The organism is Pontiella sulfatireligans, from assembly GCF_900890705.1.
Taxonomy (GTDB): Bacteria; Verrucomicrobiota; Kiritimatiellia; order Kiritimatiellales; family Pontiellaceae; genus Pontiella; species Pontiella sulfatireligans.
This window is the reverse complement of the sequence record NZ_CAAHFH010000001.1, coordinates 19532-34872: the sequence shown is the minus strand read 5'-3', so window position 1 is coordinate 34872 and position 15341 is coordinate 19532. Positions and strand designations below refer to the sequence as shown.

Sequence of the window (15341 nt, the reverse complement as noted above, 5' to 3'; positions counted from 1 at the left end):
TGCTGGAGCGTGGACAGGGTATACATCCAGTTGTGGCAACTGGACGGAACGCGGAGTCCCGAAACAATGGCTTTTGTGGGCGTTGGATCGCGCGCTTGTAGACGGGGCAGAGGTGCTGCTCCAACTGCGTCTGGCACCCGTAGAGGGCCGATTCAATCAGCTAATCTCACACCCATTATTGCTGGTCGCGCACCGGCCACGCGTAATACAGGGAAGACTTGAAGAAGCGGTAAACGGAGCCGGAATACATACTCACGCGCCACGCTGTGCTGGTATAGCTCGCAACTGAAGTGCTCGACCAATATTCGTCATTTAAAATGCCAGTAAACGGGTGTCCACTCGGCAAGGCCGGGCTATATCGACCCGCGTCCGCCAAACTCATCAACTCCCTTCTGGAGGGTAATCGCCAGTCCGAATGACCGGCAAACTCCACATCGTTGCATAAATCAATGGCATCCTCCCAAGCCATCCCCGCAGAGTTGCCATTCAGATCATGTGGTGCCTTTATCCACTCCAGTCCGGTCAGGTTATCGGCAATCGTTCCGTCAAGGTTGTCCTCAAAACGCGGTTCAGGCCAATCTTGGCCTTTTTCCAAGTCGCCGTCATCGCCAGTGAGGCAGCAGTAGGTTTGACCGGTTTTCGGCAACGGCGCAGGCACGGCCTCCCCATCCGATCCACCCCGAACCGGCCACACATAGCAAGAGTAGGTTTTCGGATCCCCACTGTATGCACTTCCCAGATACATGCTTAATATCCACGCAGAATTCGAGCATCTTGCACTGGTTGTGCTGGACCAATAGTCGAACCAGATCGTGCCCGAAAAGGGCGTAGCATCGCTGAGCAGCCACACATAGGCAAAGCATCCCCATTCCCCTTTCCCACTATGCACCAGGCTTTCCATCTCCCTGATGTTTGGCAACCGCCAATCGTCATGCCCGTCATAGACCAGGTCGTTGCAAAAATTAAGAGCACTGCTCCAGACCATCCCTTCAGCATTTCCACTCAACCCATGCGGATCCTTGATCCATTGCAAACCGGTCAGGTTATCAATTACGGTATTCCCATTGTCCGCAAAACGTGGATCGGGCCAGACAACGCCGGATTGATACTCGCCGTCATCGCCTGTTCTATAGCTGGTCACCTGACCGGTTTTCGGCACAGAGCATGGAAACGACATCTCCATGAATGTCCGGAAAAACATTCCGTTGTCAGTTGGACTAAGAATCCATGGACTGGTTGGTTGCGGAGCAACTTCAGACCACGGCCCCGACACAAGATTGGTGGAGGATTCAAGAATGCCGCTGAATTCCAGTTGCACCTGTGCCGCCCCGTCACTATTGAGTTTCACAAATGGCTCATCTGTTCCAAACGCAACCAATGCAATAGTTCCGCTACTGACAACCGTGATTAAGATGCTCTTTGCAAGACGATACCCAAACATGACTACCTCCGTTCTGTTCGTTTCCTTCAGCATCGCTCCAATGCATTCAACCGCTCACTACCAACAGATACGATTGGACGGGGAGTTTCTTACACGGGATATGTGTCTTTTGGGGAAAGTTTTCGGAGCGCTGGCTCGACAGCGCGTTCAAACACCCGCGCCCAACAACAACCCGCTTTGTCGCTGCGCCTTCGGTTCATCTTGAAAGCGGCGTCAAGCCGTCGCACTCCAATAGATGCGCCGTATATTCAAACTACGAGCTCCTGAAAAGGCCTGGAGGGCGAGGCTCAGTCCGAGCCAGCGCGCCCGCAAATGGGCTCCGACGAAGCGTCGCCCTCCAGCAATATTCACGGTTCGAAGGTGCAGCCGATCAGCTTGGCGCCGACAACATCCTTGCCCTTGCCAGAGCTGTTTCCGGAAAAGACCGTGTTGCTGACGGTGCAGCCCCCTGCGCGGCCGGCCGCCAAAACGGCGCCGCCCGTTTTTTGGGCTTTGTTTCCGATGATGCGACATCCAGCCACATCCACCTGATCGCCGGCGCTTGGGTTGCCAATCCCCGCTCCTCCGCCGGAACTGCCGGACACATTGCCGGAAATATCCGAATCGATGATCAAAAGGCGGCCGTTGACGTGTTCTTTTCCATCAAAATTGATTCCACCGCCGCTACCCACCGAGCAGTTGCTTTGCACCAAGCAATTCGAAACAACGATCAGGCCGAAATCCTTTGGAACGGCCTTGCCATCCGCCCGCAGGCTGTTGTCCGAAATCCCGGTTTTCAGGGCGTATTCCCGAACCACATTGATTCCCCCTCCGGTTGAACCAGCATTGTTGGAAATCACGCAATCGCTAATCACGACATTGCGGCAATCGCGGCAAACAATGCCGCCGCCCCATCCGTTGCCTCCCGTCAGAGTGATGCCGTCAATCCGGCACGGATCGGTAACGCTTCTTAATTCAACAACGGTCGAGCTTCCCCCGGCATCGATTACGGTGGAATCCGCCCCGTAGCGGCCGCGCAATGCGATGGCCTCGCGGATGGACACCGATTTGTTTATCTGGAACAAGCCCCGGTCCAGCACCACTTCATCGCCGGCAATGGCAACATCCACCGCTGTTTGAATTTGACGGGCGGCGGTCGTCCAAGATGAATAGGGCCACAAGCCCAATCCGTTTTGAGAAACGTAGTGTTTTTTGGACTCTTCCATTGGCCGTGGAGAGAGCGGGCCACGCAGATTCATGAGCGCCAGCCCGCCTGCGTATTTCATAAGCGCCATGGAAGCATCGGAATTATAGACCGCCTTCCCTGCCTTCCGAGCCATTGAACGCGAGTCGAACAGCGGATACAGATCCGATTTAAGAATCATTTCGAGCTGCCCGGTTCCAAGAGGAAGCAGGGCATGAGCGCCGCCTTCGTTGAACACCGGAGCGCCGATCTCTTTCCGCTTCCAATATTCCTGGACCCCGGCATCGTATTTCCCATTGGAGGCATCGAACACCTCGAAACCGTCGTACCAGTCCTGGTTCCAAAAACTTTTCTGGCCCGAAACGGGATCGGTAAAAGGCATGACAGATAACGACGAACAGCCAGAGGAAGCCTTCCAGAGCAGATTGGTTTGCCCCATGAGCCGGGACCTTAAACCGTACTTCTTGTTTTCAATAATTCTTCCTTGGTGAATCACCACTTGCGCTCTGCCGCCATCCGTTTGGTCGGCCACCTTCCAATTTCCGGTTTTGAAGGTTCTCGTTCCGTAGCTCCAGTCGCCGCCGCAGATGAGGTATTCGCCGGCCGCATCGAATGCAACCGGGCAAATCGATCCTATTCCAGGCTTTAAGGCTGCCGCAACATGGCCCGTTTTCAGATCCAGCACTTGGCACTCCTGCGTTCCTAAAACAGCCAGCCAACGCCCTTTTGGATCGCAGGAAACCCTGGCGAAATCACAGTTGGACGCCATCACCCTCGCCTGCGGCGCAGCCGACCTGATCCCAGTAATCTCCACGACGTCGTTCTTTCCATGCGGTTTTTCAATGATGGCGAAGCAATGATCCGGATGATGGCCCCCACACACATCGACCACAGCGCCCCCTAGCTCCAGCACGGCAATCGCATGCCGGTGAAGGTTGTAGGCGTGCAGCCGCCCGTCATCCGACAACGCGAGGCCATGGCCGTCCTGCCCGGTCTCGCAATCCACCCACTCTCTATTTTCGATCTTCATGCGCAAATCGAAGCCTGTTCCTTCGAGGGTCGATCCAGCGAACAGGAAATCCTCGTCATCGATCACGAAACATTCCGAACCATCCGGAGAAAGAGCCGCCGCCTTCCAGTTTCCAGATGGCAGCCTCCGTTTGCCGTAGTCATCCGACACGCTCCATTGAATCGGCTCCCAAGGATAGTACTCCCCCCAATACCTGAACAACGCCGACGTGGTCGGCGAAAAGACCAAGCGCCCATGGTCGAGCAACCCCCAGCAACGCTGTTCCGTCGGGAAAGCCAGATCCATGCAAGGACGCAGGCTGCATACAAAATATTTTTTCCGGCTGAACACGGGGAGTTCAAATGCATATACAACGGTTTGCAACCCCCCCTCGCAGAACAACAACCATTTTTCTTCTGGAGAAAAAAGCAATAACGGTTCGGTTCGTTTCCGAAAAAGCTGGCTGGATTCCCATCCCTCCAACGGAAAGTCCATGTCCGCATAATACCACCCCACACACTTCTTATTGATGACGTCAATCCAACACAATGTACCCGCACCAAGAACCGCGGCAACCCGGTCTTGATTGCGATTTGCAATAATTCCTGTGATAGGGAGTCCGCGCCCTTCAAGCTCCATCCACGTTTGAAATTCATCGCGTTTTAAATTATCCACTTCGAAATCGGCAGCAAGCGGAGGAATATCCAACAGCGCGACATCCAGCACCTCTTCCCAGCCCTTGGCCGTTCGATGGCAAACCAGAGAGCCGCTGCCCGCCCAGAGTGTGCCGTCGGGGCTTTCGTGGACGGCTTCCCCGCTGGCGAGCTCAAAAGGCATGGAAACAGTTTCAACAATTTTGCCGGGAGGGAGGCGCTTGCCAAACTTGAAATCGTGGATGGAGGCCACGGTTGCTGAATCGAATCCAGCATCGGGATCCAGTCGCACCTTCTTCATTTCTTTTTTGCCGACCACCCAGACGCAACCGTCTTCAACGCCCGGCATAATTTTAAGGGGATTTTCGATGTCGGTTTCGATTGCTCCGCACCACGGATTCATATGCGCGGCAACGCGGACATCGAGCAGCGTGTCGTGGCTGAGATCATCCATGCTGTAGCGGTCGTGAAATTCCCAGAAAGCGGCAATCGTGGCTTCGTGGTTTTGCTCGCCATAGTGAGCGGCAATCAGGTTGGCGAGGTTTTTTCTGTGCTCTCCCCGAATCAGGAAATAGGCCACGGCAAAAACGAGCAGCAGTAAAACGATGAGAAGGCGGGCGGTAAAAAGCAACCGGCGGCTGCGCCGTTTGTGGGCGTCTCGTTCGCGCAACGCTTTGGCAATTATTTCCAACAGTTCGCAGTGGACTGGATCGGCGGGATCGAGCAGGGATTGGGCGAGTTCGTAGTCGCTGTTGCCGAAGGCGCAGCGGGCATATTCGAGCGCTGCCTCGATCCGCAGGCGTTCTGCGTCGGGATTTTCCGGCCAAAGCGCTTTCGCTTCGCGGAAGCCGAAGACGGCCTGGCTGAACAGGTCGTAGTCATGCTCCTGCTTAGCTTGGAAAAGGTTGGCCTTGGCGTTTTCGAGCACGCGCAGGCTTTCGGAGTGCGAGCGGTAGTCGCGGATGGCCTGCTGGAACCCCTTTGCATCGGGATGGCGGTCGGCGGGAATTGAAGCCATGGCCTGGAGGGCGATGCGGAGGAGTTCGCCGTCGCCTTCGACCGGCTCGATAAAATTTTCCGAGGCGAGGGAAATGCAGTGTACGGGATCCTTTTCGCGGCGCGGCGGATGGCCGGCAACGATCTGGTAGAGGATGGCGCCGAGCAGGTAGACATCGCTGGCTTGGCCCTGCCGGTTGGCATCGCCCCGCGCCATTTCGGGCGACATGTAGGCGGGGGTTCCGCAAAAGGAAGACCCGGCTCTCATGGCGCCAGTTTCCTGCGCCCCGCCAAAGGCGCACGACGCACCCCAGTCCATCACCATTGTTTCACCGAACTCGCCGAGCATGATGTTGTGCGGCTTGAGGTCGCGATGAAGGATGCCGCGCGCATGGGCGAAGGAGACGGTGTCGGACACGCGCAGCAGGATATCGAGGTTTTCATCGAGTGTCTTTTTGGCCATTAGCTTCGACCACGGGAGCCCCTGCACCTCCTTCATGGCATAGAAGAGGTTGCCGTCGGCATCGACGCCGAGATCGTAGACCGGCACCACGTTGGGGTGTTCCAGATGTCCGGTCACCACGGCCTCGGCCATCAATGCATCGGCGGCTGTGGCGGAGCCCTTCCGGGCTGGCTTGACCATTTTGACGGCCACTTCGCGGTTGAATGCGGTTTGGTTGGCCGAGTAGATCACGCCCATGCCGCCGGAGCCGAGCTGCTTGCCCAGCTCAAAGTCGGGAACCGAACCGGCGGCGGGCTCCAAGGTTCGAAAATGCGGATTGGTGCTGCAGGTCGGTGGAAAGGTGTCGTGCGCCGCGCGGATCGAATCCTCGGCAGTGCCTCCGTCGGGAATCGATTGCCGCCAGAGCGTTAGCGTGGCATCCCATTCCCCTGCGCCAGCCTGTCTCGATTCGTTCATAAACAAAGGGTAAGAAAATCAAGCAACAAATAAACGTAAATAAACGATAAAAAAATCAAACACGCTTCACGCACAAGGAAACCGTTCCCAGCTGGATGACGTCGCGGTCGCACAACTCCTCGGAATTAATCTTTTTTCCGTTGAGCCTAGTGCCGTTCTTGGATTCTGCATCGCAAAGGCGCACAAGGCTTCCGACCCGCTCGAGGCGGCAGTGCAGGCGCGAAATCCCCTCGAATTCCAGCTGGAAGTCCGCTTTTTCGCCACGACCGATTGTGGCTGGCAGGTCGCACATGCAGAGGCGCAGCACTTCCTCGCCGTCCAGCTCTAAGGCAATCGCGCCTTTCCGGTCGAAACAGTCGCCGCGGGAAGCGACGGACTGGCGCATCTTTTCCATGCTCCATGCGCGGGTGGCCGCAAAAACATCGTCGCTTTCCGCCGCCGCCTTCAGCCGCTGGATAATTTGGGCATCCGAAAGATCCGGAGGTGATTCGTTGTAGAATTGCGCATTCATATGTGCCTTTCATTCCCCTTCAAGAATTGTTGCGATCTCTTCGCGGATAAATTTCAGCACGCGGTGTTTCACGGCATAAACGGCGTTCGCATCCAGCGTGGTTTCATCGGAAACCTCCGTCGCCGAATGACCATCGAGCACATAACGCTGGAAAATGCGGAATGTTTTTTCTCCCACCCGCTTGCGCACCTGCTCCAGCGCGGCTTCGTAGATGGCCTTTTCCCACTCCAAATGCCAAGTCTCATCATCAGCCGCCGATTCGGCTTCCAAATCCCGCAGCTGCTGATCGCGAAACTCCTCGTCAACATGCCGCCGGTTTTGCTTGCGACGGAGATAGTCGATCACGGCATTGCGCGTAATCGTCTTCAGCCAGCCTCGAAACCGGCCGCGTTCCGGGGAGTAGTCGAAGCGGACAATCTGCCGGAACACCTTGACGCAGACCTCCTGCACAATATCCTCGGCCTCGGCATAGTTGATGTCAAAATGCAGCGAATAGCCAAAGATCAGCCGCCCGTAGGTGTTGTGGAAGTCCTGCCAAGCCCGTTCATCCTCCCGGCCATCCTTCAGCCGAAGCAAAAGGCTTTCGCGGGTATGGCAGGCCGACAACGTTGCGCTGGAATCATGGTTGCTCATAGCATTCTATAAACACTATACGTTGCCGGTTGAACAATCTTACATAAAAAAAGCGCCGACCTTCAGTAGTCAGCGCTTTTCTTATAATTGGCATGGTCTGGCAACTACATGCGCAGGGTGAGATTCAGAATCGCGTCCGGCTTTTCGTCGGAGAGCGAGTCGAGCACCATCTTGGCGCCGCTGAAGTCTTGGAACACGGTGTATTCGTCGGGAACAACAATACAGGCGGCGCCGGCGGTCAGCGCGCCCTTGCAGGCGATCTGCGAGGACACAACCGCGACGAGGGTGGCGCTTTCCTTATTGCATTGCTTGAGCATTTTCAACCAGTCGTCTGCGCGCGGGAAGGATTCCTTCACCTCTTCAGGAATGATCAGTTCAACCCCCAATGCATCAAGCCCGAGTTTGGCCATCAGCTTCTTGGCAATGGCTTCGGGCAGCGCGGTAAAGGTAAGCACCGGAATGTCGCGATCCTGAGTGGCTTTAATGAGTTTAGCCAGCCCCTTGTCGAGTTCGGCCTCGTTTTCGCAATAGTTGGCAACGGTTTTGTCCACTTCGGCAACGGCCTTTTCAATGGCGTCGGTCTTTTTGCCGGCCCGCTTAAGCACGTCGGTTACGGCCGCTCTGTGCAACGGAGACATTCCTGAACGGGAAAACAGAACCGGTGTTATCTCAACCCCTTTGGTCTTGGCCGCACTCTGGATGGATGCGAATTCAACCGCGCGCGTCTTGGCGGCAACATATTCAAGTTCGAAGATCAAGGCATGCGTGTTACTGACCTGCTGGCCTTCTGCTTTCGCGTCTTTGCTCATAAAAAACTCCGTTTTCGTTATTCGTTAGTCGGCCGACAGCTATCCGTCATGGGTTATCGGTTCTTGCGCCCGAGCAACAAACAACCTCATCTGTCAACTGGCTCCTCAAGGGAGCTTTCCTAAAAATGAGGGCGTAGTGTATGGAGCTTAACCGATTAGGTCAAGTCCTGTATTTTCAGCCTCAAAACCGCCGCCCTAAGGGGCTGAAAACATTTCGTGTCCATAAAGGGTTGCAAGGCGGGCGCGGGACATGGATGATACTCCGAATTTTGAAAAAACCATGTCCTTCAACGGTGGGATATTACGGAAAAAACTATGAAAAAAGCGATTATTGCACTCGAAGACGGAACCTGCTTTGAAGGACACGCCTTTGCCGGCGCCGGCGAATTCTACGGAGAGCTGGTTTTCAACACCTCAATGACCGGCTATCAAGAGATCCTCACCGACCCCTCCTACCACGGACAGATCGTCACCATGACCTATCCGCTCATTGGGAACTACGGCATCAACGACGAAGATGTGGAGTCCCGCGGAATCTTCGCACAAGGGCTTGTGGTCAGCGAATGCTCGCGCATCTACAGCAACTGGCGTGCAACCAAGTCGCTGGCCGAATATCTGGAGGAAAACGGCAAAATCGGCATCGATGACGTCGACACCCGCGCCATCACCCTCCACATTCGCGACAAAGGCGCGATGAAATGCGTGATCTCCACCGAAGACCTCGACAAAGCCAGCCTGGTTGAAAAGGCCAAGGCTTCCGAAGGGCTCGTTGGCCGCGACCTCGCCACCGAAGTCACCATCGACGAGAAATATGTCTGGCCCGAGGGCGGCAAAGCCGACGCCTCTTACAGGGCGGCAGTGATCGACTGCGGTATTAAGCTCAACCAACTGCGCATCTTCGACGACCTTGGGTGCGAATGCACCGTTTACCCGAACACCACCGACGCCGCCGAAATACTAGCATCCAGCCCCGACGGCATCTTTGTTTCCAACGGCCCCGGCGACCCGGCCGGCGCGCCCCAGGTCACCGAACTCGTCAGCAAGCTGATCGAGTCCAAAATTCCCATGTTTGGAATCTGCTTCGGCCACCAGATGCTCGGCCGCGCCCTCGGCGCGACAACCTTCAAGCTCAAGTTCGGCCACCGCGGTGGCAACCAGCCTATTCAGGACCTGCGCACCACCAAGGTGGAGATCGCCTCGCACAACCACGGCTTCTGCATCGACGCCGACTCTGTGAACAGCGACATCGCCGAAATCACCCACATTAACCTGAACGACAACACTGTGGCTGGGCTGAAACATAAGCACCAGCCGCTCTTCTGCGTTCAATACCACCCCGAAGCGGCCCCAGGCCCCCACGACCCGTTCTACCTCTTCGAGGAGTTCATCGACTTAATGAAGGCGGACAAAAAATAATGCCAACCGTGTTGCTCATATTTGGATGGCGAGTGTTTTTCTACTCCAACGAAGCTGGAGAACCGCCTCATGTCCACTGCACCAAAGCAGAGTGTGACGCTAAATATTGGCTTAACTTTGAAACATACGACATCCGTCCGGCATATGAATACAATCTCAAGCCAACTGACCGGCGCATGATTAGGAAAATTATCTTTAACCATTTCGACTACATCATGAATGAATGGCAACGTGTAGAGAAGGAGCGTGGAAATGAATAAGATCCACGAAATAGAAACGAAAGGTTTGAACGAACGGATCCTTGAGCTGGTTATCGATGGTCACTCGTACTCCATTGATTTAGCGAAGGAATCAAAAAAACTGGCACAGGCAACTCAGGCACAATTAGAGGATTTTACTATATCGCCGTCCGGATATGGCATCCATTGGCCCCAAGTCGACGAGGACTTGGCCATTGATCCAATCATTGGAGCGCAACACGCAATGCCAGCTTGGAAAGTGGCAGAAGACGCACCCGAATATAACACGAAGAAAGACGAACTATGAAACATCCCGAATGGATTGCAATTTTAGACTACGGCTCACAAGTCACCCAGCTGATCGCCCGCCGCATCCGCGAGCAGAAGGTGTACTGCGAAATCATCCGCTTCGACACCACCGCCGAAGAGTTGATGAAACGCGCCCCGAAAGGCATCATTCTTTCCGGCGGCCCGTGCAGCGTGCCGGACGACGATTCGCCCAAATGCGACCCGGCCCTGTTTGACCTCGGCATTCCAATCCTTGGAATCTGCTACGGCATGCAGCTTGCCGCCCAAACGCTCGGCGGCTCGGTGAAGCCCGGCCTCAAGCGCGAATACGGCAAGGCCATGATGACCATCACCAAGGACTCGCCCCTCTTTAAGGGCCTGGCTCCCGACATTCAGGTTTGGATGAGCCACGGCGATAAAGTGGAAAGCATGCCGGAAGGTTTTGAAGCCATTGCTGAATCCGACAACTGCCCGTTTGCGACCATCCAGAATCTCGACCGCCAAATTTTCGGCGTCCAGTTCCACCCGGAAGTCGTCCACACGCCGCAGGGGAAGGAAATGTTCTGGAACTTTGCGTTCAACATCTGCAAATGCTCCGGCGACTGGGAAATGTCCAAATTTGTTGAAGACACGGTGAATCAGGTTCGCGCACAGGTTGGCAACGGCCATGTGCTGCTCGGCCTTTCCGGCGGTGTTGATTCTTCCGTTGTGGCCGCCCTGCTCCATAAAGCCATTGGCAAGCAGCTCCACTGCGTCTATGTCGACAACGGGCTGATGCGCTACAAGGAAACCGAAGAAATTGAAGATCTGTTCGGCCGGGCATTTGGCATCGACCTGACGGTTGCCCACTCCGGAGATCTCTTCCTCGGCAAACTTGCCGGCATCTCCGATCCGGAAGAAAAACGTAAAGTCATCGGCGGCACTTTTATTGAAGTGTTTGCCGACAAAGCACGTGGCTTTGGCGACACCGTAAAATTCCTCGCCCAGGGCACGCTCTATCCCGATGTCATTGAATCGGTCTCCCCCATCGGCGGACCGTCCGCAACGATCAAGTCGCACCACAACGTGGGCGGGCTGCCCGAAGACCTCCAGTTTGATCTGGTGGAGCCGCTGCGCGAACTCTTCAAGGACGAAGTCCGCGAAGTAGGCCGCGAATTGGGACTCCCAAGCTACGTCGTCGACCGCCAGCCCTTCCCCGGCCCCGGGCTGGCCGTGCGCATCATCGGCGACATCACCCCCGAGCGCATTGAAGTGCTGCAACAGGCCGACCTGCGCGTCCGCGAAGAAATCATGAAAATGCCGAACCACCTCGATGTGTGGCAATACTTCGCCGTCCTGCTGCCGATCCAAACCGTTGGCGTGATGGGCGACAACCGCACCTACGAAAGCGTAGTCGCAGTCCGCGCCGTTGAAAGCCGCGACGGCATGACGGCGGACTGGTACAAACTGCCTTACGAAGTGATGGATTCGATTTCGAACCGGATCATCAACGAAGTACCCGGTGTCAACCGAGTCTGCTACGACATCAGCTCCAAGCCGCCAAGCACCATCGAGTGGGAGTAGGCGGAAACCTGAAACTGGAAACTTGAAACCTGAAACTTGAAATTTATGAGCAGTGAATTCAACAGATGCGATTTGAGGGACCGAACCACAGCGTTCGCGATTCAGGTTGTTCATCTTTACGGTTCGCTTCCAATAAAAGACCGGTATGACATTCAGGTTGCAGGAAAACAGATTATCCGGTCCGGAACCTCGGTTGCCGCGAATTATCGGAAAGCGTCACGAGCGAGAAGCAAAGCTGACTTCATTTCAAAAATAGATATATGCACGCAGGAAGCGGATGAAACGCTCTTGTGGTTAGAAGTGTTAAGCAAGGGTTGTAAATTAGATTTAAAGGAAATTAAACCACTGAAACAGGAAGCCAACGAACTCATCGCGATTTTTGTCACGATGTCGAAAAAGAGCAAAGACTAACTCTATTTCAAGTTTCAGGTTTCAGGTTTCAAGTTTCAGGAGCGAACCATGCCTAAAAGAGACGATATTAAGCACATCCTAATCATTGGCTCCGGCCCGATCGTGATCGGCCAGGCCTGCGAGTTCGACTATTCCGGAACACAGGCGTGCAAAGCGCTGCGTGAGGAGGGATATAAAGTCTCGCTGATCAACTCCAATCCGGCGACGATCATGACCGATCCGGCCACGGCCGACCGCACCTACATCGAACCAATCACGCCCGAAGCGGTTGAAAAGATCATCATCAAGGAAAAGCCCGACGCCATCCTGTCGACTCTCGGCGGGCAGACCGCGCTCAACACCGCCATGAAGCTGGTCGAAAACGGCACCCTCGAAAAACATGGCGTGGAAATGATCGGCGCCACCTACGATGCCATTATGCGGGGCGAAGAACGCGACCTTTTCAAGCAGGTCATGGCCGAAGCCGGCATCGAAACCCTGCGCAGCTACGAAGTCCACGATCTCGACGAAGCCCGGCGCATTGCACTGGAAAAACTCGACTTCCCGATCATCGTACGCCCGTCCTTTACCCTTGGCGGAACCGGCGGCGGCATTGCCGACAACATGACCGAGCTGATGGAGATCGCCGAAGGCGGGCTTAAGGCCAGCCTGACCACCGAAATCCTGCTCGAAGAATCCGTATTCGGCTGGAAAGAGTTCGAGATGGAAGTGATGCGCGACAAGAAAGACAACGCCGTCATCATCTGCGCCATAGAAAACATGGATCCGATGGGCATCCACACCGGCGACTCCATCACCGTTGCCCCGGCCCAAACCCTGACCGACCGCGAATACCAGATCATGCGCGATGCCTCGCTCAAAGTGCTGCGCGTCATCGGCGTCGAGACCGGCGGCTCCAACGTCCAGTTCTGCATCCATCCCGAAACCGGCCGTCTGGCCATCATCGAAATGAACCCGCGCGTATCGCGCTCCTCCGCGCTCGCCTCCAAGGCTACCGGATTCCCGATCGCCAAGCTCGCGGCCAAGCTCGCGGCGGGCTACACGCTCGACGAGCTGCCCAACGATATAACCCAAGAAACCCCGGCCTGTTTCGAGCCCTCCATCGACTATGTCGTCACCAAGCTGCCGCGCTTCACCTTCGAGAAGTTCCCGTCGGCCAACCCGAAGCTCGGCGTCAGCATGAAGTCCGTCGGTGAAACCATGGCGATCGGCCGCAACTTTAAAGAGTCGCTGCAAAAAGCTTTCCGATCATTGGAAATCGGAGTGGACGGCCTCGACCTCAAGGCGGAAGCCAAAGTGAATGCCGACAAGCTCGACAACTATCTGCTGACCACTTGCACCGAGCGCACAATCGCCATCAAGATGGCGCTCAAAAAGGGATATTCCATTGAGAAGGTTCATGAAATGACCCATCTCGATCCGTGGTTCATCGACCAGATCCTGCAGATCGTTGAAATTGAAAAGCAGATCGTTGACGCCACCGAGCTGGATTATGACCTGCTCAAATATGCCAAAAAGAACGGATTCTCCGACGAACAGATCGGCGTGCTTCGCGGCTGCGCCGGAAACGATATCCGGGCACTCCGCAAAGAGCTGGGCATCATTCCGGTATTTAGCCTGGTCGACACCTGTGCCGGCGAGTTCGCGGCCGCCACTCCTTACTTTTACTCCTGCTATGGCGACCTCGATGAAACGCGCGAAACTGAAAAACAGAGCGTGATCGTTTTGGGCTCCGGCCCCAACCGCATCGGCCAGGGCATCGAGTTCGACTATTCCTGCGTGCATACCGTCAAGGCGTTGCGCGAGATGGACTACGAAGCCATCATGGTCAACTCCAACCCGGAAACCGTCTCCACCGACTACGACACCTCCGACAAGCTCTTCTTCGAGCCGCTCACCTTCGAAGACGTGATGAACATCTACGAAGCGGAAAAGCCGATTGGCATGATTGTCCAGATGGGCGGGCAGACCCCGCTCAACCTGGCCGACCGCCTGCTCGCCGCCGGCGTTCCAATCCTTGGAACTTCGCCGAAGAGCATCGCCGCGGCCGAAGACCGCGAACAGTTCCGCGTGCTGCTGGACAAGCTTGAACTCAAGCAGCCGGAAAGCGCAACGGCCCGGACGCTGGAAGAAGCTGACGTCATTGCCCATCGCATCGGCTTCCCGGTCATGATCCGCCCGTCGTTCGTTCTCGGTGGCCGCGCCATGATGGTGGCCTACGAAGAAGAAGAACTCGAACCCTTTGTTAATGCGGCCTTCGCCGCCAGCCCGGACCACCCGGTGCTGATCGACCGCTTTCTGGAACACGCCATCGAAGTCGATGTGGACCTTGTCTGCGACGGCAAGGATGTCTATGTCGGCGGCGTAATGGAACACGTCGAAGAAGCCGGCATCCACTCCGGCGATTCGGCTTGCTCGATTCCTCCCTACACCCTCTCCGAAGAGATGGTTGGGCGCATCAAGACCGCCTGCACCGCCATGGCGATGGAGATCGGCGTGAAAGGCCTGATGAATGCGCAGATCGCGGTGAAAGAAGACGAATTTTACATCATCGAAGTCAACCCCCGCGCCTCGCGCACGGTTCCCTACGTATCCAAGGCGACCAACGTGCCGCTGGCCAATATCGCCACGCAGGTCGCCATGGGCAAGACGCTTGAAGAACTTGGCATGGTGGGCTTTGAACCTAAAATTGAATGGTTTGCCGTCAAGGAAGCCGTTTTCCCGTTCAACCGCTTTGCGGGCGTTGATCCGATCCTCGGGCCGGAAATGAAATCCACCGGCGAAGTGATGGGCATCGATACCTGCTTCGAACTGGCCTTCTGGAAGGCCGAATTGGCCGCGGGTCAGGTGCTGCCAACCGAAGGAGCGGTTTTCCTCAGCGCGAAGGACCGCGACAAGGATTGGATCGTTCAAGTCGGCAAAGAATTCGTCGAACTCGGCTTCACTCTAGTCGCCACCGAAGGCACGGCACAGGCGCTGCACAATGCCGGGCTGCAGGTTACGCTGACCCACAAGCTTTCTGAAGACGGCCACAACGTGATCGACCTTATGAAGGAACACGGCGTGCAGCTGCTGGTTAACACCCCCAGCGGCCCCGTGGCCCGCGTGGACGAAATCAAGATACGCTCTGAAGCCATCCTGCGCGGCTTGCCGATCGTTACTACCCAATCCGGTGCAGAAGCATCCGTCAAAGCGATCAAGTACATCAGTGAAAACGACTGGGACGTGAAACCCATCCAAGACTATCACGCCTAAAGGCGCTTTTCCTTG

The 15341-nt window shown here is 55.8% G+C and carries 11 protein-coding genes; 6 read left to right on the top strand and 5 right to left on the bottom strand.

What is annotated here, in order from left to right; all coding sequences use genetic code 11:
* Window positions 1-175 precede the first annotated feature (175 nt).
* From SCARR_RS00150 to SCARR_RS00130, 5 genes are all read right to left on the bottom strand, one after another.
* Complete coding sequence (locus SCARR_RS00150; protein WP_168432850.1) at window positions 176-1348, bottom strand: Lcl C-terminal domain-containing protein; 1173 nt, start codon at window positions 1346-1348, stop codon at window positions 176-178.
* A 440-nt stretch (window positions 1349-1788) separates the two neighbouring features.
* Entirely contained in the window at window positions 1789-6201 is a 4413-nt protein-coding gene (locus tag SCARR_RS00145; RefSeq protein WP_136059523.1) for a serine/threonine-protein kinase, read from the bottom strand.
* Window positions 6202-6256: 55 nt separating this feature from the next.
* A complete protein-coding gene (locus SCARR_RS00140; RefSeq protein ID WP_136059522.1) occupies window positions 6257-6712 on the bottom strand; it encodes an FHA domain-containing protein in 456 nt (151 codons plus the stop codon).
* Window positions 6713-6721: 9 nt separating this feature from the next.
* Window positions 6722-7345, bottom strand: coding sequence for an RNA polymerase sigma factor (locus tag SCARR_RS00135; RefSeq protein WP_136059521.1), 624 nt, complete (start codon window positions 7343-7345; stop codon window positions 6722-6724).
* 104 nt (window positions 7346-7449) lie between these two features.
* Complete coding sequence (locus SCARR_RS00130) at window positions 7450-8154, bottom strand: HAD family hydrolase (RefSeq protein ID WP_136059520.1); 705 nt, start codon at window positions 8152-8154, stop codon at window positions 7450-7452.
* Window positions 8155-8469: 315 nt separating this feature from the next.
* On the opposite strand from SCARR_RS00130, the gene carA reads away from it, so the two are divergent.
* From carA to carB, 6 genes are read left to right on the top strand one after another with little or no spacing between them, the layout of a single operon-like run.
* Window positions 8470-9570 (top strand): glutamine-hydrolyzing carbamoyl-phosphate synthase small subunit, encoded by a 1101-nt coding sequence (carA, locus tag SCARR_RS00125; RefSeq protein ID WP_136059519.1) that lies wholly within the window; start codon window positions 8470-8472, stop codon window positions 9568-9570.
* Window positions 9570-9830 (top strand): DUF4160 domain-containing protein, encoded by a 261-nt coding sequence (locus SCARR_RS00120; protein WP_136059518.1) that lies wholly within the window; start codon window positions 9570-9572, stop codon window positions 9828-9830. The genes carA and SCARR_RS00120 overlap by 1 nt, the downstream gene beginning before the upstream one ends.
* Window positions 9823-10116 (top strand): DUF2442 domain-containing protein, encoded by a 294-nt coding sequence (locus SCARR_RS00115; RefSeq protein ID WP_136059517.1) that lies wholly within the window; start codon window positions 9823-9825, stop codon window positions 10114-10116. The genes SCARR_RS00120 and SCARR_RS00115 overlap by 8 nt, the downstream gene beginning before the upstream one ends.
* Window positions 10113-11660: a glutamine-hydrolyzing GMP synthase gene (guaA, locus tag SCARR_RS00110; RefSeq protein WP_136059516.1), complete on the top strand. Its 1548-nt coding sequence runs from the start codon at window positions 10113-10115 to the stop codon at window positions 11658-11660. The genes SCARR_RS00115 and guaA overlap by 4 nt, the downstream gene beginning before the upstream one ends.
* A gap of 45 nt (window positions 11661-11705) precedes the next feature.
* Window positions 11706-12071: a four helix bundle protein gene (locus SCARR_RS00105; RefSeq protein ID WP_136059515.1), complete on the top strand. Its 366-nt coding sequence runs from the start codon at window positions 11706-11708 to the stop codon at window positions 12069-12071.
* A gap of 48 nt (window positions 12072-12119) precedes the next feature.
* Window positions 12120-15326 carry a carbamoyl-phosphate synthase large subunit gene (gene carB, locus SCARR_RS00100; RefSeq protein ID WP_136059514.1) on the top strand — a complete coding sequence of 1069 codons (3207 nt, stop codon included), beginning with the start codon at window positions 12120-12122 and terminating at the stop codon, window positions 15324-15326.
* Window positions 15327-15341: the final 15 nt, after the last annotated feature.